Here is a 21,998-nt window from a genome sequence, read left to right as displayed (position 1 = left end):
TGGCCCAGAAAGCGAAAAGCCCCCGCAATCGCAGGGGCTTTCCTGATTTGTCGATGAAGCGCCGCTTAGTAGCGGTAATGCTCGGGCTTGAACGGCCCTTCCACCGGCACGCCGATATAGTCGGCCTGCTTCTGGTTGAGCTTGGTCAGCTTGACGCCGAGCTTGTCGAGGTGGAGCGCCGCGACCTTCTCGTCGAGGTGCTTGGGCAGGACGTAGACGTCATTCTTGTAGTCGCCGGCGTTCTTCCACAGCTCGATCTGGGCGAGCGTCTGGTTGGTGAAGCTGAAGCTCATCACGAAGCTCGGGTGCCCGGTCGCGCAGGCGAGGTTCACCAGGCGGCCCTGGCCGAGGACGATGATTTCCTTGCCGTCGGGGAACTTCACCAGGTCGGTGCCCGGCTTGAGCTCGTTCCACTCGTAATTGTTGAGCGCCGAAATCTGGATTTCGCTGTCGAAGTGGCCGATGTTGCAGACGATCGCCTTGTCCTTCATCGCCTCCATGTGGTCGGCGGTGATGACATGCTCGTTGCCGGTCGCGGTGACGAAGATGTCGGCAACCTTGACCGCGTCTTCCATGGTCACGACCTCAAACCCGTCCATCGCTGCCTGCAGCGCGCAGATCGGGTCGATCTCGGTCACCAGCACGCGCGCGCCGCCATTGCGGAGCGACTGGGCCGAGCCCTTGCCGACGTCGCCGAAGCCGGCCACGCAGGCGACCTTGCCCGACAGCATGACATCGGTCGCGCGGCGGATTGCGTCGACCAGCGATTCGCGGCAACCGTAGAGGTTGTCGAACTTCGACTTGGTGACGCTGTCGTTCACGTTGATCGCCGGGAACGGCAGCTTGCCGCCCTTGGCGATGTGGTAGAGGCGGTGGACGCCGGTGGTCGTCTCTTCCGACACGCCCTTGATGTTCTTGACCGAGGCGGTGAGGTAGCCCGGCTTCTTGGCGAGAAATTCCTTCAGCGCGCGCTGGAATTCGATTTCCTCGGCATTGGTCGGCTCAGGCAGTTCGTCGCCGGCCTCGACGCGGGCGCCCCACAGCGCGAACATGGTTGCATCGCCACCGTCGTCGAGGATCATGTTGGCGGTGCAGTCGGGATCCTCATCGCTCGACCAGTCGAAGATGCGGCCCACGTAGTCCCAGTATTCGGCCAGGCTCTCGCCCTTGATCGCGAAGACCGGGATGCCCTGGGCCGCGATGGCAGCGGCGGCGTGGTCCTGGGTGGAAAAGATGTTGCAGGTGGCCCAGCGCACTTCGGCGCCGAGCGCGACCAGCGTCTCGATCAGCACCGCGGTCTGGATCGTCATATGCAGCGAACCGGTGATGCGCGCGCCCTTGAGCGGCTGTTCAGCGCCATATTCCGAGCGCAGCGCCATCAGGCCGGGCATTTCGGTTTCGGCAATGGCGATTTCCGCACGGCCGTAATCGGCGAGCGAGAGGTCCTTCACGATGTAGTCTTGGCTGGCTTCGGCCACGGTCTTCTCCTGGTATCGGCAGAGGGCTTCGCGCGAATGGCGAAGCTGCAATTCGTGCGGCGCCTCTAGCGACTCAAACCCGGCGAAGCAAATATAAAGCGATCTTTATATCGTTATTCCGCGTCGGATAGTCCGGACGAAAAAGGGCGGCGCCAGGAGTTGGCACCGCCCTCGTCCCATTGGCTGGATTGCTCTTGTGGCGACCCGTTCCAGCCCGAGGTTCCGAAGATCGTCTAGAGCGCCGCCCAGCGCGTCGTCGGGCGATGGTCGAGCAGCTCGGTGGCAGCGGTCGAAAAGCGGCCAACGTCGCGTTCAGCAGTCAGGTCGCGGGTCACCTTCTTGAGCGCCGCGCATTCGAGCCACGGATGCCCGGTGCCGTACTGGTTGGCCATGGTCACGCTGATCCGGTCGAGCGCCCGCTTCGCTCCCTTGGCCCCGTGGCGACGCGAGAGATCTCCCTGCAACTGGGCTGCGGCGCGGTTGAGCGTCGAGAGGTGCGTGCGCGAGAATGTCTGGTAGTCGGCCTGGAAATTGTGCGGCCCGGTGCGGCAGCGCAGCGATGTCACCATCAGCATGATGTCGAGTTTGCGAATGTTCTCGGCATTGCTGGTCACCGCGTCGGCCGAAGCGACCCCCGGCCAGGCGAGCGTGGAAACGGCAGCCAATCCCAGCGCGGCCTTCTTCAGTATCGTCATGTCTGGTCCCCTCTTCGGCAAGCCTCCCATGCTTGCCCCACAGCCACTGTGCGCCCGGGCATTTACCCGGCGCTAAACACTGAAGGTGAAGCGATCTTAACCAGCGAAAGCGGTTGCAGGATCGCGGGCAATCACTAAGTCGGGGGCGAAGGACGGGATCAGGAAAGGATTTTCACGATGGCAATTTCGGTTGGGGACAAGCTTCCCGAAGTGACGCTGGTCAAGGCGACCGAGAACGGTCCGGAGCAGGTCAGCTCGAGCGAGTATTTTGCAGGCAAGAAGGTGGCGCTGTTCTCGGTGCCCGGTGCCTTCACGCCGACCTGCTCGGCGCGCCACTTGCCCGGCTATGTCGAAAAGGCCGAGGAACTGAAGGCCAAGGGTATCGACGAGATTGCCGCCACGGCGGTGAACGACGCCTTCGTCATGGGCGCATGGAAGAGCGCGGCCGGCAGCGACGACATCACCATGCTGGCGGATGGCAATGGCGATTTCGCCGAAGCCGTCGGCCTGACGATGGACGGTTCGGGCTTCGGCCTGGGCAAGCGCGGCCAGCGCTGGTCTGCGATCGTCGAGGACGGCGTGGTCAAGGAACTCAATGTCGAGGCGCCGGGCGATTTCTCGGTCTCGAGCGCGGAGCACATGCTCGGCCAGCTCTGAGCTCGCCAAAATCGGAATAGTGGAAAGGGTGCCCGCTGCGGCGCCCTTTTCGTTTGGCTGGATGTGGGTGGAAGTCCTGGTCGACAATGCACCACCGCTCTCAGGACAACCGGAGTGTGTGCAAGGCCCCTTGCCCACGAAAAAGCCGTCAGCCGCAGCGACCGACTAGACCCCCTCCAGCAGCCGGTCCGCCTGGGCCCGCGCCTCGGGCGTTACTTCGGCGCCTGACAGCATCCGCGCGATTTCCTCCTGCCGCCCGGCCGCATCGAGCAGCGTCACGCTGGTCTTGGTCACCGTGCCTTCGGAGCTCTTGGCGATCAGGTAGTGCGTCTGCCCGCGCGCGGCGACCTGCGGGCTGTGCGTCACCGCGAGCAATTGCCCGTCCTGCGCCAGCCGCGCGAGCCGTTCACCGATGGCGGAGGCGACCGCCCCGCCCACGCCGCGGTCGATCTCGTCGAAGATCACCGTCGCCGCCCCGCCCTGTTCGGCCAGCGCGACCTTGAGCGCGAGGATGAAGCGCGACAATTCGCCGCCGCTGGCGATCTTGGCGAGCGGCGCGAAATCGGCCCCGGGATTGGTCGCGATCAGGAATTCGACGCTGTCGATCCCGTTGGCGCCCCATTTCTCCTGCGGCAGCTTGCCGACCGCCGTGAGGAAGCTCGCCGCATCGAGCTTGAGCGGCGCCAGCTCGGCCGCCACCGCCTTGTCGAGCGCCTTGGCCGCGCGCAGCCGCGCCTGATGGATCGCTTCCGCCTTGGCGAGATAGCGCTCGCTCGCATCCTTCGCCGCCGCTTCGAGCGCATCGAGTTCGGCCTCGCCCCCCTCGATCTTGTCGAGCTGGCCGCGCATTTCGCGCATCTTCTCGGGCAGTTCGTCGACTTCGCAGCGATGCTTGCGCGCGATGGCGCGCAATTCGAACAGCCGCGTCTCGGCCGCTTCGAGCGCCATCGGATCGTGTTCGAGCGCCTCGGCGGCAGCCTGCAGCTTGTCCTCCGCCTCGCCCGCCTCGATCACCGCGCGGTCGAGTGCAGCCAGCGCGTCGGCCAGCAGTGGATGCTCTTCGGCGATCCGGTCGAGCCGGCGGGCCGCGACCCGCAGGTGGGCCAGCGGCGATTCCGAGCCCTCCCAGATATGCCGCAACTCATCGAGGTCGCCCGACAGCCGCTCGCCTTTCTGCATCGAAGCGCGGGTTTCGGCGAGGCGCGCCTCCTCCCCCGCCTGCGGTTCGATCGCGGTCAGTTCTGCAAGATGCGCCAGCAGCAGGTCCTGGTCGGCCTTGGCCTGTTCGACCGCATCGCGCGCTTCCGCCAGCCGGTCTTCCGCCGCGCGCCACGCCTGCCAGTTCTTCGCCAGCCCCTCGGCGTCGCTCTCGGCATAGCGATCGAGCAGCGCGCGATGGCCGCGCGGATTGACCAGCCCGCGGTCGTCATGCTGTCCGTGCAGCTCGACCAGCGCCGGTGCGATCTCGCGCAGCAGCGCAACCCCGACCGGCTGGTCATTGATGAATGCCTTGCTTCCCCCGTCGGCCTTGATCTGGCGGCGAATGATCAGCGGCTCGCCCTGTTCGATCTCGATATCCGCATCGGCGAGCGCCGCGGCGACCGCATCGGGGAGATTGGCAAATTCGAAGCTGGCGCTGACGCTGGCCTTGTCCGCACCGCCGCGCACCAGCGCGGTTTCCGCCCGGTCGCCAAGGACCAGTCCGAGCGCATCGAGCAGGATCGACTTGCCCGCCCCCGTCTCGCCGGTCAGCACGCCGAGCCCGCGCCCGAAATCGAGGTCGAGCGCCTCGATCAACACGATGTTACGGATGGAGAGACGGGTCAGCATTGCAGACCCGAATCTCTAGCCCATGCGCAGGCGCTCGTCACGAGCCGCGCGCACGCTTGCGAACAACAAGTTGCGCGCGTCGGGCCGACCTAGGCCAATTCGGGCTGGGGCTCCGGTTCCTGCGACAGGGTCGCGCGCAGCAGCAGGTATCCGGCGATCGCCGCGATCGTACTGCCCGCGAGCACGCCCAGCTTGACCGCATCGATCAATACCGGGTCGGCAAATGCGAGGTTGCCGATGAACAGGCTCATGGTGAAGCCGATGGCCGCGAGCAGCGACACGGCATGGACCTGGCGCCAGTTCACATCCTCCGGCAGTTTGGCCATGCCGGTCTTCACCGCGGCATAGGCAAAGCCGAAGATGCCGATCTGCTTGCCGACGAGCAGGCCGAGCGCGATGCCGAGCGGGAGCGGCTCGAACAGCGCCGAGGGCTCGAGCCCGATCAGCGAGACGCCGGCATTGGCGAAGCCGAAGATCGGGATGATGAGGAAGGCCACCCAGGGGTGGAGCGCATGCTCCATCCGCTCGAGCGGGCGCTCACCGTCGCGCGCGACCATCGGGACGCACATGGCCGCAGCCACGCCCGCCAGCGTCGCATGGACGCCCGACTTGAGCACGAAGGCCCACATCAGGATGCCCAGCAGCACGTAGGGGATGCTCGAACCGATGCGGAAGCGCCCGACCATGCCGAGCACCAGCAGGACGATCGCGCCGCTGCCGAGCATCGTCATGTCGATATTGCCCGAATAGAACAGGGCGATAATGGCAATGGCGCCGATGTCGTCGATCACCGCGATCGCGAGCAGCAGCGCCTTGAGCGCCACCGGCACACGCGGGCCGAGGAGCGAAAGAATACCGAGCGCAAAGGCGATGTCGGTCGCGGCCGGAATGGCCCATCCGGCCTGCGTCTCGGGCGAGCCGGAATTGAGCATCAGGAAGATGGCGGCCGGGATCGCCATCCCGCCGACCGCGGCGATCAGGGGAAGCGAGGCCTTGTCCCAGCTCGACAGCTGGCCATCGAGCACTTCGCGCTTCACCTCGAGCCCGACGAGGAAGAAAAACAGCGCCATCAGCCCGTCGTTGATCCACAGCAACAGCGGCTTGTCGATCAGGAAGGAGCCGATCCCCGCCACCACCTGGATGCCGAGGAATTCGGTGTAGGACGCTGCCAGCGGGCTATTGGCAACCAGCAGCGCCAGGGCTGCCGCAAAGATCAACGTGATTCCGCCGGCGCTTTCTTTTTGCAGGAACTCGCGCAGCATCGGCGCAATCGTGGTGACCATGGAAATACTCGTTGGGCAGCTTCAGGGAAAAATCGGGTATGGCGGCCGGGATCGCTGGGTGCGGTGGGGGAGGACGCACGATCCCGGCCACCCCGGCTATCAGGCCGGTTTGCGGTGTTGGGACAAACGGTAGAGCGCGTCCTTGGCGCGCAGCTTCATGCGCTTGAGCCGCGTGAGCTCCATCCAGTCAGGGCGCAGCTTGCGCATTTCGAGCCGGATACGCTCGTCGATCCGCTGGTGGATCTGGGTCAGTTTGAACATTCGGGCCGTCATCAATCACTCCTAGATCGAGAGTTAATCGATCGGAGAACCGATGGTGCGGAGGGCATGGAGAGAGTTGGGAGGGCCCGCCAGCAACGCATCGGTCATCCGATACGGTCCGACATCACGAGCGTTCTTTCAAACGCCCGCCAGAGGGGCCCGGTCCGCATCTACTAAATGCGACCAAATCGATCTGGTTTCAAGGATTCGGAAATATTTTTCCGCGTCCGGTGCCGGTCAGGTCGCGGTGACGCCCTGCGCGTGCTTCTGGATCAGGTCATAGGCCTTGTCGTACCACTCGCTGCCCGGATAGTTCGCGCCCAGGACCGAGGCGAACTTCACTGCCTCTTCCTTCAGGCCGAGCGAGAGGCTGCTTTCGGTCAGGCGATAGAGCGCCTCGGGCGCGTGGCTGGTGGTCTGGAAGTTCTCGACCACGTTCTGGAAGCGCAGCTGCGCGGCGAGCCACTTGCCCGACTTCTGGTAATAGCGCCCGATCTCCATCTCCTTGCCGGCGAGATGATCGTTGACCAGGTCGAGCTTGAGCCGTGCGTCGGCGGCATATTCGCTGTTGGGGAAGCGGCGCGACACTTCGCGCAGTGCGGTGCGGGCCTGTTCGGTCACCTTCTGGTCGCGCTGCACGTCGCTGATCTGCTCGTAATAGCTGAGCGCGATCAGGTAGTAGGCATAGGGCGCGTCCTTGTTGCCCGGGTGGATCGAGAGGAAGCGCTGCGCGCTCTGGATCGATTTGTTGTAATCCTGCGCAACGTAATAGCTGAAGGCGCTCATCAGCTGGGCGCGGCGGGCCCAGGGCGAATAGGGATGCTGGCGCTCGACCTCGTCGAACAGCGCGGCGGCCAGCTTGGTCCGCCCGCGGCTGAGCTGGGTCTTCGCCTCGGTGTAAAGCGTTTCGACGTCGCGCGCGACGTAGGCGACATCCTCGTCGCCCCCTCCACGGCCGGCGCAACCGGCCAGGAATACGGTCGAGGCGGCCATCACGGCGGCCAGTACGGGCTTGGCGGAAATGCGCGGGAGTGTCGTCATGGCCCGAGCCTATAGCCAGCACGCGAATGAACGCCAAGTGAAGTTCTGAACGCAATCCGCAGGATCATATTTAATTCGGGATTAACCGTGTTTCGCGAAGCGGGCTTAACACCGCCGGGGCTAGGGCACGGGGGAGAACAGGCCAACAACGGCCATGCTTGGACAACAGAGGGATCCGTTATGCTGCGTAATCTGCTGCAGGACGAAAGCGGCGCAACCGCCATCGAATACGGGCTCCTAGCAGCCCTGATCGCGGTCGCCGCCATCACGGCGCTGCAATCGGTGGGCAACGAGTTGTCGACCACGTTCAGCACCGTCTCCACGACGCTGAACGACAGCAACACCGTTTCGTGATCCTGACCGGGGGCTGAGCCCCCGCGACGGAGCCGGACGCCCCGTGCCCACCTGGCGCGGGGTGTCTTGGCGTGTCCGTGTGGCAGGTGGCGCTGCGCGAGAATTTCCTACTTCCGAGTTTTCTGCTTGATCCTGATCGGTTCGCGCCAGCGAACCGCAAGGCCGACCGGCCGCCCGCAGCGGCGCAAGCCGCGAGGATATCGCGAGCGCGGACGCGCTTGCGGAAAACAAGGAATCCCATGACCCGCCGCAAAGACCCCCGCGAAACCCGGCTCCCCGTTACCGCTGGCGAGCTGCCCGACTTCACCCCCGTCCCCCGCCAGTGCCAGCGCGACGACGGCTGGACCGACGCGCGCCAGCGCGCCTTTATCGAGGCGCTGGCCGACACCGGCAGCGTCAGGGCCGCCGCGGCCGCCGTCAACATGAGCAGCGAGGGCGCCTACCACCTGCGCCGCCAGCAGGGCGCGCAAAGCTTCCGCAAGGCGTGGGAGACCGCGCTACAACTGGGCGTGCAGCGGATCGAGGACGTCGCGATGGACCGCGCGCTCAACGGCGTCGACGTGCCGGTCTATTCCTATGGCAAGCTGGTGGGCCTGAGGAAAAGCTACAACGACCGGCTGCTGATGTTCATGCTCAGGAACCGCGCGCCCGATCGCTTCGCAGAAGGGCGGGCCAAGGGGATGAGCGGCATGGACCTCACCACGCTGGAGCGGGAGAAGAAGAAGTGGCGGCGCGAGTGGGAGCTGGAGCAGCAGGCCAACCGGCCCCAGGTCTCGGCGGCCGAGGTGCGCGCGAGCATCGATCGCAAGATCGAGGCGCTGCGGCGGCAGGTCGAGGCCGAGCGCCAGCGCGAGTGGGACGCGCTGAGCGAGGAAACCCGCGAGGCGTGGGAGCGGTTTGAGGCGCTCAAGGCGCGGGATCTCAACTCACAACACCTGCTGGAAAGCGGTGATCGGTCCGCAGGACCGCAAGGCCGACTGGCCGCCCGCAGCGCTAGCGAGGATATCGCGCCCGCGGAGTCGGGTGCGGAAAACAAAGACTCTTCGAAGGTGAGAAGGTTGAAGGATGAGGGGTGGGATTAGCATTGCCTCAAAATCTATGAGGCTGAAGTAACCCTATATTTCCCTGTGGGAATATCGGCGGCGCGCCTTACAGTCGCCCGGAATTTAGAGTAGGCTTGCCTGTTCTTTATTGACGGGGGCCTATGTCTAAAGATGAAATCTATTTGCGGGCAATACTCGCAACTGTCGCTCGACAGACGTTTTCTGTCGAGGACATACTCGCGCACGTAGCACCGAGAACCGATAGCCTAAAATACGTATTGGCCTACAATCTATGTGACGGCAGCCGATCTCAGACAGAAGTTGCGAATGAAGCGAAGCTTGACAGGAGCAATTTTCGTAAGTCGCTAAATCGATGGGTCGATGCTGGGATCATGATCCGTGTCGAGGACGGACAAGAAGTGCGGCCTGTGCACGTTTATCCCATTCCAGACACGGAGGCCAAGAAATTCACATGACCGAAGATCAGTTCACGGAAATAACTTCGAAGATTGATACGTTGATCAAAATTCAGGCGCTATCTGCAGTTGCGCATCTACCGACGAAGTCTGAAAAGGTTCTGTTTCTCAATGATGCCGGGCTCACACCAAAAGAGATCGCTGCAGTCGTCGGGGGAAGTTCAGGCGCCGTGAGTCAAACTATTTACGCGGCGAAGAAAAAGGCGGAGAAACAATGAGTGAAAGAAAATCGGAGCTTGAAGAACTCGAGATGATCCGCAAGCTCATGATCGTTGGACTTATCCGACTTGGTTTAACACAGGACGAGCTTGGGTCGGCGCTAGGCATACATGGCACCACGATCGGTCGCATGTTTCCGAAAGGGTTGCTCAAGGACATTGCAAAGAAGGGCTAGTCAATGAGTAAGTCTGAAGATGCGCTGCTCTCCGAAATGCGGGATATGAAGCGCCTGCTGATCCTGCAGCTTCTGGAGGGTGGAACGCCCCAAAATAGGATCGCCTCGATGCTTGAAATCAGTCCGGCTACTATGAGTCGATTGCTGCCGAAGGGGCTTTCAAAAAGTATGAAGAGCGGAGACTGATCAATGGCCAGTTTGGATGACCAAATTCTTAAAGAGTTGCAAATGCTGAGAAAACTCAAAATGATGGAACTTTCGGATGCCGGCTGTTCGCAAAGCAAGATGGCCAACGCACTTGGGGTTAGCCAGCAGACTGTAAGCAATTTGATGGCGAGCCCGAAGAAAGGCACAAAGGATGGCTGATAAGGTATTGGAGACGATTGCTGCTGACGTCGATTTCATCAAGAAGGCGATGATAATCGATTTGGTGTCGCGTGGATTTTCCCAGGAGGATGTGGGGAGCTTACTGGGCGTTAGCCAGAAGACTGTCAGTGTAATGTTCCCCAAAGGTATTTTAAATAAGGCAAAAAATTTGGATAAGGCTGACTGACGATGCCCAACCCGACGGCCATCGTGAATCCAGCAGGCGACAATCCCGAGACGATCTTACATTACGCGAAGAAGCTTGGTCGTGAGGTCGTGCGAAGGCAGATATTCAATAACATCTACGGTCGCGCCCGAAAACCGCGCTCCAAGAAACAAATCATGAATGCTGCGGGAATTCCAAAAGACAAGTCTCAGCAAGCTCAGAACGCCTTGGACCACCTGGCGAAGCACCATCTAATCTCGAAGTCGGAAAACGACGGCAGCGTAAAGGACGGTAGCAGAATTCTTTATGGTAAGCTCGAGACGATTAGGGCCCACAAAGATGAGATTCTGAAATTTGCCGACGACAGCAAGGCCGCTGCAAGTGTTGCAACCAAACGAAGCATGGGTGTGAAAGGCGCGCCTAGCTTCGTCAAGATAAGGTCCGGAAGAAGATCGATGCAGAAAGTGAGGGGGAAGCAACTTCGGATTGCATATCTTGTTACCAATCCTGATCCAAGCGCTGCACTTAATACCCTCCAAGAAGCAAAGCAGGTAACGAAGGCCATAAGAGAGGTCGCGCTGTCACATAAGATTGATCTTCGCCCGTTCTTGGCGCCGAGTTTCGATGATCTGATAGATGCGCTAAATGAATTCCGTCCTCACGTAGTTCATTTTTCAGGGCACGGGGGCGACGAGACGCTTCTGTTCGACAACGAGCGGATAGGCGATGTTGGTGGTACTGCGCTCGACTTTGATACAATTGTCGAGTTGCTTGATGCAGTGGAATTCAAGCCGGATGGCCTTATTCTCATGGCATGTGACACCGTTGAAGGTGCAAAGAAGTTTCTCGATCACACCTCATTTGTCGTAGCGATGGCAGACTCTATCGGTGATGATGCTGCTTCCGACTTTTCGGTCAGGTTTTACAGGTCACTCGGCTCAGGTGTCGCGCTGGAGAATGCCGTCAAGCAAGGTAAAGTGAGTATCAAAGGAAAAGGCTATCCTGACGCTGAATTGCCTACTTTGCTCACGAGAAATGAGGCAAAGGCTAAGAAGCCACTTGTGTCCTAAAAGCGCCACGCGCCGTTCCGCGATTGCTGGCGCAATCGCTCCATGCGCCGCCTGACGTCAGACGGGTTCCCCCTTCGACAAGCTCAGGAGGACCCGCTGGCCGGGGTTACAGCCTCTCGCTTCTAGGCTTCCGGTCGCTGCGCGATCCTCAGCCTAGGCGCGGGGCTTCACCCCTACTCCTCACCCATCCTAAGCGCCGCAATAAAGGCTTCCTGCGGGATACTCACATTCCCGTATTCGCGCATCCGGGCCTTGCCCTTCTTCTGCTTCTCAAGCAGCTTCTTCTTGCGGGTGATGTCGCCGCCATAGCACTTGGCGGTCACGTCCTTGCGCAGCGCGGCGATGGTCTCGCGCGCGATGATCTTGCCGCCGATCGCGGCCTGGATCGGGATCTTGAACAGGTGGCGCGGGATGAGGTCCTTCAGCCGCTCGCACATGCCGCGGCCGCGCTCCTCCGCCACAGAGCGGTGGACGATCAGCGACAGCGCGTCGACCGGCTCGTTATTGACGAGGATGTTCATCTTGACGAGGTCGCCTTCGCGCAGGCCGATCTGCTCGTAGTCGAAGCTGGCGTAGCCGCGGCTGATGCTCTTCAACCGGTCGTAGAAGTCGAACACCACTTCGTTGAGCGGCAGTTCGTAGCTCACCTGCGCGCGCCCGCCGACATAGGTCAGGTCGGTCTGCACGCCGCGCCGGTCCTGGCACAGCTTGAGGATGGCGCCGAGATATTCGTCGGGCGTGTAGATCGTGGCCTTGATCCACGGTTCCTCGATCACCTCGATCCGGTTGGTGTCGGGCCAGTCGGCCGGGTTGTGGAGCATCATCTCGCGCGCGTCCTCGGTCCGCGAATTGCCGAGCTGCAGGCGGTAGACGACGCTGGGCGCGGTGGTGATGAGGTCGAGGTCGTATTCGCGGGCGAGCCGTTCCTGGATAATCTCGAGGTGCAGCAGGCCCAAGAAGCCGCAGCGGAAGCCGAAGCCGAGCGCGGCGGAGCTCTCCATCTCGTAGCTGAAGCTGGCGTCGTTGAGGCGCAGCTTGCCGATGCTCTCGCGCAGTTTCTCGAAATCCGCGGCGTCGACCGGGAACAAGCCGCAGAACACCACCGGCTGCACTTCCTTGTAGCCGGCGAGCGGCGTGTCCGCCCCGCCCTTAACCGTGGTGATGGTGTCGCCGACGCGGGCCTGCTCGACCTCCTTGATCTGCGCGGTGATGAAGCCGATTTCGCCCGGGCCGATTTCGGGCAGGTCGGTGCGCTTGGGGGTGAAGCAGCCGACGCGGTCGATGAGGTGCTGGGTGCCGCCCTGCATGAAGCGGACGTTGAGGCCCTTTTTGATAACGCCGTCGATGACGCGGACGAGGATGACCACGCCGAGATAGGGGTCGTACCAGGAGTCGACGAGGCTGGCCTTGAGCGGGGCGTCGCGATCGCCCTTGGGCGGGGGGATTTTCGCGACGACGGCTTCGAGCACGTCCTCGATCCCGATGCCCGACTTGGCGGAGGTGAGCACGGCTTCGGATGCGTCAAGGCCGATGATGTCTTCTATTTCGGCGCGGACCTTGTCGGGCTCGGCCGCGGGCAGATCGATCTTGTTGATGACGGGGACGATCTCGTGGTCGTGCTCGATCGACTGGTAGACATTGGCGAGCGTCTGCGCCTCGACCCCCTGCGCGGCGTCGACCACCAGCAGCGCGCCCTCGCAGGCGGCGAGGCTGCGCGAGACTTCATAGGCGAAGTCGACGTGGCCGGGGGTGTCCATCAGGTTGAGCTCGTAGGTCTCGCCGTCCTTGGCGGTGTAGTTCAGCCGGACGGTCTGGGCCTTGATGGTGATGCCGCGTTCGCGCTCAATGTCCATGTTATCAAGGACTTGCTCGCTCATCTCGCGCTCGGTCAGCCCGCCGCAGGCCTGGATCAGCCGGTCGGCGAGCGTCGACTTGCCATGGTCGATATGCGCGATAATGGAGAAATTGCGGATCTTGGAAAGGTCGGTCATTGCGCCGCGCAATTAGCGGCACTGCATCGCCCTGTCAGCCACTATTGTGAAGGCAAAAGCTCTATGCCGCGTCCAATGCTGCCGGATTGGCATACATGAACTTGGGAATACTCTTCGTCGGATCGAGCATTCCGCCCTGCATCGCCTTGTAGTCGCCGGTCGAGAGTGCTGCCAGGGGCGCGCCTGCTGCGGCCAGTTCATACGGTGATACGCGGTGACGGGTGCACAGCCCGCCTGCCCCGTCGTCGACCAGCGGCAGTTCGAATTCCAGACCCTGAGTGTCGGCATTGCTGCGAATGACCGTCGCAACAGCAAGCTGACCACCGCCAAGATCGACGACGAACTGCGTGTCGATCGGTACATCGACCAGACCTTCGATCAGCGCCCCGGACTTGGAGAGATTGCGCAGGGTGACTTCGTACGAATGGTCGTCGTGGATTACCTGAATCTTGCGATAGACGGTGCGACGCTTGGCGCGCTTGGTGCGCTTGCCCGGTTCGAGTTCCCAGTGGCCTGCCGCGAGTTCATCCATGACGTCCTGCCCGCTTACCGGGTCCGAATAGATTCCACCCTGAAGGCAGGTCACCCCGGCACCTTGCAGTTGCTCCACCAACTGCACTGTCTCGATTCCGGTAGCGGTGGTTTCCATGCCAAGGGCCATGGCCAGCGCAACGATCGCCTTGATCAAACCGATCTCGCGGCTGCCGCGATCCATCGAGCCGGCGAAGAATTTCTGCCCGATCTTGATGTTGTTGAACGGCGCGCGGCGCAGGTAGCTGAGCGATGAGTAGCCGGTTCCAAATTCGTCGAGCGTCAGGCGGGCACCCAGCTTGAAGAGGCTCGCCAAGGTCTTGTCGACGACATTCGTGTCTCCGAGGAAGGCCGATTCCTTGACTTCGAGTTCAAGCCGCGAGGGATCGAGCTCGGTCTCCTGCAAAGCGTTGCCGACGGATTCGACAAATCCCTCTGCGGTAAACTGGTTGGTCGGCACGTTGACCGAAACGCGCAGGGCTTCCGGCCACTTGCTCGCTTCGCGGCAGGCCTGCCGAATGGTCCACTCACCGACATCGACCTGGAGGCTGCTGCCTTCGACAATCGACTGGAATTCTTCTTCGTCGATCTCGCCCCGCTGTGGATGGTTCCAACAGACCAGGGCTTCGAGCGCGACCACCTTGCCGGTCACCGTCGAGACGACCGGCTGATACTTCAGGAACAGCTGTTCCTCGCGGATCGCTTCGAGCAGATCGCCTTCCAGACGCCGGCGGAAGATGCTCTCGTTCTCGAGATCGCCTGTGTAGAACCGGAACTGCCCGCGCCCGCCGTTCTTTGCTGCATAGAGCGCAAGGTCGGCCGAACGCACAACTTCCTCGCGCGTGACACCGTCGTGGGGAGCAATCGCGATACCGACGGATGCGCCGATGACGCAGCGCCCTTCCTCCAGCGAATAAGGCTGCGTCAGCATGGCGATGATCTTGGCCGCGACTTCGCCCAGTTCCCCGCGGTCATCCATGTCCGGCAGCATGATCTGGAACTCGTCGCCGCCCAGCCGGCCTATCTCGCAATCGCGTTCGACAGCACGCTGCAGTCGCGCGGAAACCTGCTTCAAGAGCTCGTCCCCGGCGGCGTGGCCAAGCGTGTCGTTGACCTGCTTGAAGCGGTCGAGGTCCATCATCATGATCGCGCAATTACGCTTCGCGCTACGGAACGCGGTCAGGGTATTGTCGATGATCTGCGCCATGCGATGGCGGTTCGACAGGCCGGTCAGCGAGTCGTACTTTGCCAGACGCTGGGTCTCTTCTTCGCGGTGATGCTGCTCGGTAATATCGGCACCGGTGCCGCGAAAGCCCTCGAATGCTCCGGTTTCCCCGAACACAGGGCGACCGGACAGGTTTATGACCACGTCGCTGGCCCCGCTTGCGAGGCTAACGGGAAATGCCGAGAAGCTCTTACGTGCGCCGAGCTTGAGCGCTAGCGACTTGGTGCGACCTTCGCCATCGCAAGACGCGAATACGGCCGGCAGCGCTTGCCCGATCATCTGGTCCATCGGGACCTGCAAACGCTCGGCAATCGCGCCGCTCAGATAGGTGAGATTTCCTTCGAGATCGGTCGCCCAGAACCAGCCCAGCCCGGAACGCTCCAGCTCGTCGAGCATGGCCAGCTTCTCATCGCTCGACATCGCGAAGCCGGCGCCGGCGCCCACGTCCTCGCGAGCGGCCCTGGAACCACTCGATTTTACGGCTGAAAAGAGGCCCTTAAGCGGCACTCCGCTAAACTCCCACGCTTGATCCGGTAATGATCCTTCCGGTCCTTGGTCAGGAGTAAATCCGGTTGGTTACTTTTAGCCTAACGGGGGGTGTAAATTTGGCGTTACGAATCAGGCCGCTTTCGAGCGTCCAGGCCCGATCTCAACCTCGCGAAACGCCTTTGGCCTTTCGACCTGCTGACCAGCCATGAGCATGGCGTATGGGTCCGATGAAAGGGCACGCAAGGGTCGGCCTGCAGCCTCGATCTGATACGGCGATACACGATGACGCGTACACAGTCCGTCCGCACCGTCGCTGATCAAGGGTGTCTCAAACTCGAGACCCTGGCTGATGCCATGCGACCTTCGCACCGTAGCAACCGCCAATTGCCCTCCCCCGAGATCGAGCACGACATCAACCCCGACAGGAACGTCGAGCAAACCTTCGACCAGAGCACCCGTCTTGGAAAGGTTACGCAAAACAACGCTATAGCGATGGTCGTCGTGAACCAGTCCAATCCGACGATACTCGGTTCGACGGTCCGCACGATAGCGATCGGGACCGCACGGCTCGTAGGTGAATTCGTGATTGGCAATTCGCTTCAGGAGCTCTTCGTGGCTGATCGCAAACGAGAAGATGCGCCCCTGCAAGTGGCTGGCGCCTTTTTCGGTGACAAGTTTCAGTTCGTCCTGGGTTTCAACACCTTCGGCAACGGTCTCCATGTTCAGCGCTGCTGCAAGGCTGATGATCGAGCTGATGATCGCGGAGTTGTTGTTGTCAGCCTCGGTCGCCCCGCGCACGAAACTCTGGTCGATCTTGATCTTGTCGAATGGCGCGTGGCGCAGATAGCTCAGCGAGCTGTAGCCCGTCCCAAAATCGTCAAGCGCAAGACGGACTCCCAATGCCTTGAGTTCCCTGAACTTTCTCTGGGTCTGGCTGTGATCGCCCATGAACACGCTCTCGGTGATCTCGAGCTCAAGCCGGTCGGGCTTCAGTCCGGATTGACGCAAGGCGCGTTCGACAACCTGCGGAAATCCTTCGTCCATGAACTGGATCGCCGAGACGTTCACTGCGACGCGCAGTTCCCCGGGCCATTCGACTGCCTGGACGCAGGCATGCTCAAGTGCCCAGTCGCCCATTTGTTTGATCAGGCCGATATCCTCGGCAATCGGGATGAAGACCCCGGGCGAAATCATACCCCGCTCGGGATGCTCCCAGCGCATCAGGGCTTCCAGGCACTTCAGGTCGTGGGTCGAAGCGTCGACAATCGGCTGGTAATGCAGCACCAATTGCTTGCTCGCTATGGCGTCCCGCAAGTCCTCCTCAATCTGCCGCCGGCGCTTCACACCGTCGGCCAGTTCGGTGGAATAGAAGCGGTAGCGGCCACGCCCGTGCGCCTTGGCATCACTCAACGCGAGGTCAGCCGCCTTGAGAAGCTCGTCGGTGTCTACCCCGTCGTAGGGTGCAGTCGCGAAGCCAACTGATGTGCCGATGATCGCGCGCGAGCCGTTAATGGAATAGGGCTGCGATATGAGCTGGATGATCCGGTTGCCGAACTCGCCCAGTTCGCCACGGTCATCGATGTCCGGCAGCATGATGGCAAATTCGTCGCTGCCGAGGCGTGCCACCTCGCCGTGCCCCTTGAAAATGCGGAGCAGTCGCGCGGCAACTTGTTCGAGGAGTTCGTCACCGGCCTTGTGACCGAGCGTGTCATTGATGTGCTTGAAGCGATCGAGCCCGACAACAATCAGTGAACAACTGCGCTTGGCGTTGCGGTACTTCGTCAGAACCTGCCCGAGCATGGTACGCAAGCGATTGCGGTTCGGAAGCTTGGTCAGCGGGTCGAAGCGCGTCAGCCGAGCGGCCTGGCGCTCGCTGCTGATACGCGCAGTAACGTCGCGTGCGCTGCCACGATAGCCGACAAACTCTCCCCGGCGATCGAAATGCGGGTTACCGGCGAGCTCCCACCATATCTCAGGATCCGATCCGGCGACCTGAACGATCAGTTGGCTTATCGCGTTTCGCGAACCGAGGAGGAACGATAGCGGGCGCACTTCTCGTTTCCCGTCGATTTCCACGTCGCCTTCGTCGGGAATGACGAGGTCACTGAGCGGATGGCCAAAGACGCCATCGCGATTCCACTCCATTTCCTCGATACAGCTTGTCGAGAGGTAGGTGATGCGCCCCTTGGCGTCGGTCGACCAGAACCAGCCTAGCCCCGCAGATTCAAAGCTTTCCAGCATTTCTGCCTTACGGCGCAACCCACTGCGTCGAAGCGAGAACAGCCCATCACCCGACGTTCCGCCTCGCGCGGATGCCGATGGAGCATTGCGGCTGAAAATTCCGGACATTAACCTTGTTCTCTGGCCTATTCTCTTCTTTGCTTCCCTTCCGAACCCAGTTCGGCTCTGCTGACTTAACTACGAACCATTTCCAATTGGATAATTTTACATTCGTGCCGGAAAGGCCCGCTTTCCGAATGTGTCCGCCCATTGGCATGGACCTTTGGCGCCTGAACGCGTTAGGTGTTGAGAAGCTTGCCAATGCCCGGGCTGCGGGCCATGAGCTTGGCGGGCAGATGGGATGATGAGAGGAGAGCCAATGGCGAAGGGAACAACGCTCGAGAACGAAGCCGCTCAATCGACGACCGCGCTCGGTCCACTGATCGGTATTGCGCGCGAGGATTTTATCGGCGCCGTCGCCCTCCTCCTGCGTGAAACCGCTTCCGATCCGCAACGCATGATGAAGCATGCGCAGACCTTTGGCGAAGACATGGTCAAGATCATGACCGGCAAGTCGGACCTTGCGCCCGATCCGAAGGACAAGCGCTTCATGGATCCGGCCTGGCAATACAATCCGTTCTTCCGTGCAGGCGCGCAGTATTACCTCGCCGTGCAGAAGGGCATGCACAACTGGCTGCAGGAGCTCGAGCTCGACGACCTCGAGCGAGACCGGGCAAACTTCATCTCGAACATCATCATCGACGCCTTGGCTCCCACCAACACGCTCGTCGGCAATCCGACGGCGCAGAAGCGCCTGATCGACAGTGGCGGTCTGTCGCTGATCAAGGGATTGCAGAACGCCTACAAGGACATGATCCATAACAAGGGCATGGTCAGTCAGGTCGACAAGCGACCGTTCAAGCTGGGCGAGAACATCGCAACCTCGAAAGGTTCGGTTGTTTATCGGACGGAGATGTTCGAGCTGGTGCACTATGCGCCGACGACCGACGAGGTCTATGCGATCCCGCAGCTGACGATCCCGCCGCAGATCAACAAGATGTACATCAACGATCTGTCGCCGGAAAAATCGGTCATCAAGTTCCTGGTCGACAGCGGTATCCAGACCTTCGTCATCTCATGGCGCAACCCGTCGAAGGAACAGGGCGTCTGGGGGATGGACGACTATGTCGATTCCTGCGTCGAGGCGATGGAGGCGGTGAAGGCCATCACCGGTTCCGACAAGGTCAATGTCAACGCCGGTTGTTCGGGCGGCCAGACTGCCAGCATCGTCGCTTCCAAGCTTGCCGCCGACAAGAACGATATCCTTGGTGCGCTCACGCTGATGGTGTGCGTCCTGCACCCCAAGCAGCTCGACATCGAGGCAGGCTCGCTCGTTTCCGAGAACGGCATGAAGCTCGCCCGGCGGCGGGCCGAGAAGGCCGGGATTATCAAGGCAGACGACCTCGCCCGCGGGTTCGCGTGGCTCAGGCCCAACGACCTGATCTGGAACTACGTCATCAACAACTACCTGTTGGGGGCCGATCCGCCCGCTTTCGACGTCTTGTATTGGAATGCCGACGCTACCAACCTGTCCGGCACGCTGATGGGCGACTTCCTGACCCTGTTCGAGACCCTCGCCTTCACCAAGAAGGGCGAGGTCGAGATGGCGGATCACAAGATCGATCTCAGCAAGGTCGATTCCGACCTGTTCATCCTGGGCGGGGTGACCGACCATATCACGCCTTGGAAGGCGACCTATCGTTCGACCCAGCTCTTCGGCTCCAAGGACATCACTTACGTCCTGAGCCAATCGGGTCACATGCAGGCGATCCTCAATCCGCCTGGCAACCCCAAGGCGAAATACTACACCCAGAAGAAGAAGGGCAAGCTGCCCGACACGGCCGAGAAGTGGCTTGAGGGCACTGAAGAGGTCAAGGGCAGCTGGTGGCCGTTCTGGATGGAATGGGTCCAGAAACGCTCGGGCAAGAAGGTGGCCGCCCCCAAAGAACTGGGGAATGACGAGTACCAGCCACTGGACCCGGCCCCCGGACTCTACGTAGTCGAGGAAAGATAACAGGGTTCCGGCTAGGGAATCGCAGGAAGGAACTGGGCTTGGGCGATAAGCGCGAAGAGGTGCTCGATGCAGCCCTCGACGAAGCGATGCGGGACGCTCGCATCACCATGGAATCGGTCGGTGGCCGGACGCTGCGGGTTGCCACCTGGCGTCTCGATCAGCCCAGCGACCACCTCCCAATCCTGTTTTTCAACGGAATCGGGGCGAATATCGAGGCGGTTGCGCCGCTGGCGGAGGCCTTGCCCGATCGCGGTTTCGTGATGTTCGACATGCCCGGTGTCGGAGGCTCACCCGATCCGGTCGTGCCTTACAACACCGTCACCATGGCGTGGACCACGACCCAGTTGCTCGACAAGCTGGGGGTCGACCAGGTAGACGTCATGGGTGTCAGTTGGGGCGGCGCGATGGCGCAACACTTCGCCATCCAGCATCCCGGACGCGTGCGTCGCCTGATCCTGGCCGCGACCAGTGCGGGAATGCTGATGGTGCCCGGCAACCCGTCATCGCTGAGCAAGATGGCCGATCCGCGCCGCTATATCGATGCCGCCTTCATGGCCGAACACTTCCAGACGCTATACGGCGGCGCGCTCGGCAAGAGCGTCAACAAGATGGAACATATCCATCGCCTCAAACCGCCCTCCCCGCGCGGCTATTTCTACCAGTTGCTGGCGATGCTGGGCTGGACCAGCGCGCCGATGTTGCCCTTCATGCGCAAGAAGACGCTGATCATGATGGGCGATGAAGACCACATCGTCCCGCTCGCGAATGGGTGGTTCCTCGACAAGCTCATCCCCGAAAGCGAAATGCTGGTGTTGAGGGGCGGTGGGCATCTTTTCCTGCTGAGCCATAGCGACGAATGCGTCGCGGCGATGAACCGCTTCCTTGACGAACCGGAAGCCGTACAGAGGCCAAAGGCCGCCTAGGGCACAGGGCGGATCGCGACGGGAGGGACAGGAATGCGGCATATCGCGATCATCGGTTCCGGCCCCGCCGGTTACTACACGGCTGAAGCAGCCCAGAAACATTGGGGCGATGACGCCCGGGTCGACGTCTTCGACATGCTGCCAGTCCCCTACGGCCTGATCCGCACCGGCGTCGCGCCAGACCACCAGTCGATCAAGGGCGTTTCGCGCCGCTACGAGAAGGTCGCACTTTCGGATAACGTCCGGTTCGTCGGTAATGTCAAAGTCGGCGAAGACGTCACCATCCCAGAGCTTCTTGAGCTTTACGATGCGGTGGTTCTGGCAACCGGCGCGCCGCACGACCGCTCGCTCGGGCTGGATGGCGAGGATTGCGGCAACATTTTCGGCAGTGCGGCCTTTGTCGGTTGGTACAACGGCCACCCTCAATTTGCCGATCTGGACCCCGACCTTGCGGGCGGCCACGCCGTCGTGATCGGCATGGGCAATGTCGCACTCGACGTCGCACGGATCCTCTCGAAGACCGAAGCCGAGTTTGAAGGCGCCGACATCGTCGCGCACGCGCTCGATGCGCTCAAGGGCAGCAAGATCAAGAAGATCACCGTGCTGGGCAGGCGCGGCCCGCACCAGATCATGATGACGCCCAAGGAACTCGGCGAACTGGCCGAGCTCCAACGCGCCAGCCCGCGGGTGGACAAGGCCGACCTGCCCGACGAAGCGGAAGACGCACTGCTCGAACCGGGCCTGCGGAAATCGGTCACGCATTTGCGCAGCTTTGCCGCGATCCCAGAGGCGATCCATGCGGACAAGCCCATCGAGGTCGAATTCGATTTCTTTGCCAACCCGGTCGCGTTCGAAGGCGACGACGGCGGTGTACGCAAGGTGAAGGTTGAAAGCACTGAAGTCAGCGCAGGCCGTGCGACCGGCAGCGGCGAGTTCTACGATGTTCCTGCGGACCTGGTCGTGACCTGCATCGGCTATCGCACATCTCCCATACCCGACGTGCCGTTCGACGAGCGCGCGGGCCGATTTGCCAATGATGAAGGGCGCATCCTGCCGGGAATCTATTGCGTCGGCTGGGCGCGGCGAGGCCCTAGCGGCACGATCGGCACCAACCGTCCCGATGGTTACGGCGTCGTTGAGAAGATTGGCGAGGACATGGACTCGGGCGTCCTGGGCCGAGCCGCCAAGCGCGGACGCGAAGGCTTCGATGCGCTCGCCGCAGAACGCGGGCTCGACGTGGTTACCTTCCGCGATTGGAAGAAGATCGAGGAAGCCGAAGAGCAGGCCGCTCGCGAGGGCGCGCCGCGCGAGAAGTTCGTCGATATCGAGGCCATGATCCGCGCCAGGGACTAGTGCTCGATCGGGCTCGCTTTCAGCCCGACTACGCCAAGGCAGGGCCTCTCAACCGGCTGGACTCACAGGTTGCATTGT

At 61.7% G+C, this 21,998-nt stretch carries 21 protein-coding genes; 12 read left to right on the top strand and 9 right to left on the bottom strand.

Going from position 1 to position 21,998, the window contains the following annotated elements; all coding sequences use genetic code 11:
* Positions 1-65 precede the first annotated feature (65 nt).
* Positions 66-1,478: an adenosylhomocysteinase gene (gene ahcY / locus P7228_RS12660; protein WP_278015599.1), complete on the bottom strand. Its 1,413-nt coding sequence runs from the start codon at positions 1,476-1,478 to the stop codon at positions 66-68.
* A 233-nt stretch (positions 1,479-1,711) separates the two neighbouring features.
* A complete protein-coding gene (locus P7228_RS12655; protein WP_278015598.1) occupies positions 1,712-2,173 on the bottom strand; it encodes an S-adenosyl-L-homocysteine hydrolase in 462 nt (153 codons plus the stop codon).
* Positions 2,174-2,350: 177 nt separating this feature from the next.
* Here P7228_RS12655 and P7228_RS12650 point away from each other — a divergent pair, with 177 nt between their 5' ends.
* Complete coding sequence (locus P7228_RS12650) at positions 2,351-2,830, top strand: peroxiredoxin (protein ID WP_278015597.1); 480 nt, start codon at positions 2,351-2,353, stop codon at positions 2,828-2,830.
* Between the two features lie 165 nt (positions 2,831-2,995).
* On the opposite strand, the gene recN is transcribed toward P7228_RS12650, so the two are convergent.
* The 4 genes from recN to P7228_RS12630 all read right to left on the bottom strand — a co-directional run bounded on the left by recN (position 2,996) and on the right by P7228_RS12630 (position 7,245).
* Positions 2,996-4,660: a DNA repair protein RecN gene (gene recN / locus P7228_RS12645; protein ID WP_278015596.1), complete on the bottom strand. Its 1,665-nt coding sequence runs from the start codon at positions 4,658-4,660 to the stop codon at positions 2,996-2,998.
* Positions 4,661-4,749: 89 nt separating this feature from the next.
* The gene (gene nhaA / locus P7228_RS12640) at positions 4,750-5,943 is read right to left on the bottom strand and encodes a Na+/H+ antiporter NhaA (protein WP_278015595.1); all 1,194 of its coding nucleotides are present in this window, start codon (positions 5,941-5,943) and stop codon (positions 4,750-4,752) included.
* Between the two features lie 99 nt (positions 5,944-6,042).
* Positions 6,043-6,216 carry an HP1242/YdcH family protein gene (locus P7228_RS12635; RefSeq protein ID WP_278015594.1) on the bottom strand — a complete coding sequence of 58 codons (174 nt, stop codon included), beginning with the start codon at positions 6,214-6,216 and terminating at the stop codon, positions 6,043-6,045.
* Positions 6,217-6,441: 225 nt separating this feature from the next.
* Positions 6,442-7,245, bottom strand: coding sequence for an outer membrane protein assembly factor BamD (locus P7228_RS12630; protein ID WP_430732474.1), 804 nt, complete (start codon positions 7,243-7,245; stop codon positions 6,442-6,444).
* Between the two features lie 180 nt (positions 7,246-7,425).
* Here P7228_RS12630 and P7228_RS12625 point away from each other — a divergent pair, with 180 nt between their 5' ends.
* The 8 genes from P7228_RS12625 to P7228_RS12590 all read left to right on the top strand — a co-directional run bounded on the left by P7228_RS12625 (position 7,426) and on the right by P7228_RS12590 (position 11,114).
* Positions 7,426-7,599: a Flp family type IVb pilin gene (locus tag P7228_RS12625; protein WP_278015593.1), complete on the top strand. Its 174-nt coding sequence runs from the start codon at positions 7,426-7,428 to the stop codon at positions 7,597-7,599.
* Between the two features lie 239 nt (positions 7,600-7,838).
* Positions 7,839-8,681: a hypothetical protein gene (locus P7228_RS12620; protein WP_278015592.1), complete on the top strand. Its 843-nt coding sequence runs from the start codon at positions 7,839-7,841 to the stop codon at positions 8,679-8,681.
* Between the two features lie 433 nt (positions 8,682-9,114).
* Entirely contained in the window at positions 9,115-9,336 is a 222-nt protein-coding gene (locus tag P7228_RS12615; protein ID WP_278015591.1) for a sigma factor-like helix-turn-helix DNA-binding protein, read from the top strand.
* The gene (locus tag P7228_RS12610) at positions 9,333-9,512 is read left to right on the top strand and encodes a hypothetical protein (protein ID WP_278015590.1); all 180 of its coding nucleotides are present in this window, start codon (positions 9,333-9,335) and stop codon (positions 9,510-9,512) included. Before P7228_RS12615 ends, P7228_RS12610 begins: the two co-directional genes overlap by 4 nt.
* A 3-nt stretch (positions 9,513-9,515) precedes the next feature.
* A complete protein-coding gene (locus P7228_RS12605) occupies positions 9,516-9,698 on the top strand; it encodes a helix-turn-helix domain-containing protein (RefSeq protein WP_278015589.1) in 183 nt (60 codons plus the stop codon).
* A gap of 3 nt (positions 9,699-9,701) precedes the next feature.
* A complete protein-coding gene (locus P7228_RS12600; RefSeq protein ID WP_278015588.1) occupies positions 9,702-9,878 on the top strand; it encodes a hypothetical protein in 177 nt (58 codons plus the stop codon).
* Positions 9,871-10,065 carry a hypothetical protein gene (locus P7228_RS12595; RefSeq protein ID WP_278015587.1) on the top strand — a complete coding sequence of 65 codons (195 nt, stop codon included), beginning with the start codon at positions 9,871-9,873 and terminating at the stop codon, positions 10,063-10,065. Before P7228_RS12600 ends, P7228_RS12595 begins: the two co-directional genes overlap by 8 nt.
* A 2-nt stretch (positions 10,066-10,067) precedes the next feature.
* On the top strand, positions 10,068-11,114 hold the full coding sequence (locus P7228_RS12590; protein WP_278015586.1) for a CHAT domain-containing protein: 1,047 nt from the start codon (positions 10,068-10,070) through the stop codon (positions 11,112-11,114).
* 173 nt (positions 11,115-11,287) lie between these two features.
* Here P7228_RS12590 and lepA read toward each other — a convergent pair whose 3' ends face one another.
* The 3 genes from lepA to P7228_RS12575 all read right to left on the bottom strand — a co-directional run bounded on the left by lepA (position 11,288) and on the right by P7228_RS12575 (position 17,591).
* A complete protein-coding gene (lepA, locus tag P7228_RS12585; protein ID WP_278015585.1) occupies positions 11,288-13,105 on the bottom strand; it encodes a translation elongation factor 4 in 1,818 nt (605 codons plus the stop codon).
* Between the two features lie 61 nt (positions 13,106-13,166).
* The gene (locus P7228_RS12580) at positions 13,167-15,305 is read right to left on the bottom strand and encodes a sensor domain-containing protein (RefSeq protein WP_278015584.1); all 2,139 of its coding nucleotides are present in this window, start codon (positions 15,303-15,305) and stop codon (positions 13,167-13,169) included.
* A gap of 174 nt (positions 15,306-15,479) precedes the next feature.
* Complete coding sequence (locus tag P7228_RS12575; protein WP_278015583.1) at positions 15,480-17,591, bottom strand: putative bifunctional diguanylate cyclase/phosphodiesterase; 2,112 nt, start codon at positions 17,589-17,591, stop codon at positions 15,480-15,482.
* 358 nt (positions 17,592-17,949) lie between these two features.
* Between P7228_RS12575 and P7228_RS12570 the strand changes: the two genes are divergently transcribed.
* The 3 genes from P7228_RS12570 to P7228_RS12560 are packed head-to-tail and all read left to right on the top strand — an operon-like array spanning position 17,950 to position 21,920.
* Positions 17,950-19,644: an alpha/beta fold hydrolase gene (locus P7228_RS12570; RefSeq protein ID WP_278015582.1), complete on the top strand. Its 1,695-nt coding sequence runs from the start codon at positions 17,950-17,952 to the stop codon at positions 19,642-19,644.
* Between the two features lie 38 nt (positions 19,645-19,682).
* Entirely contained in the window at positions 19,683-20,567 is an 885-nt protein-coding gene (locus P7228_RS12565) for an alpha/beta fold hydrolase (protein ID WP_278015581.1), read from the top strand.
* A gap of 33 nt (positions 20,568-20,600) precedes the next feature.
* A complete protein-coding gene (locus tag P7228_RS12560) occupies positions 20,601-21,920 on the top strand; it encodes an FAD-dependent oxidoreductase (protein WP_278015580.1) in 1,320 nt (439 codons plus the stop codon).
* The last annotated feature ends 78 nt before the right edge of the window (positions 21,921-21,998 follow it).

The sequence above is a fragment of the Altererythrobacter sp. CAU 1644 genome, from assembly GCF_029623755.1.
In the GTDB taxonomy this organism is placed as follows: domain Bacteria; phylum Pseudomonadota; class Alphaproteobacteria; order Sphingomonadales; family Sphingomonadaceae; genus Erythrobacter; species Erythrobacter arenosus.
The sequence above is the reverse complement of the archived record's forward strand: the minus strand, read 5'-3'. Positions and strand labels throughout refer to the sequence as shown.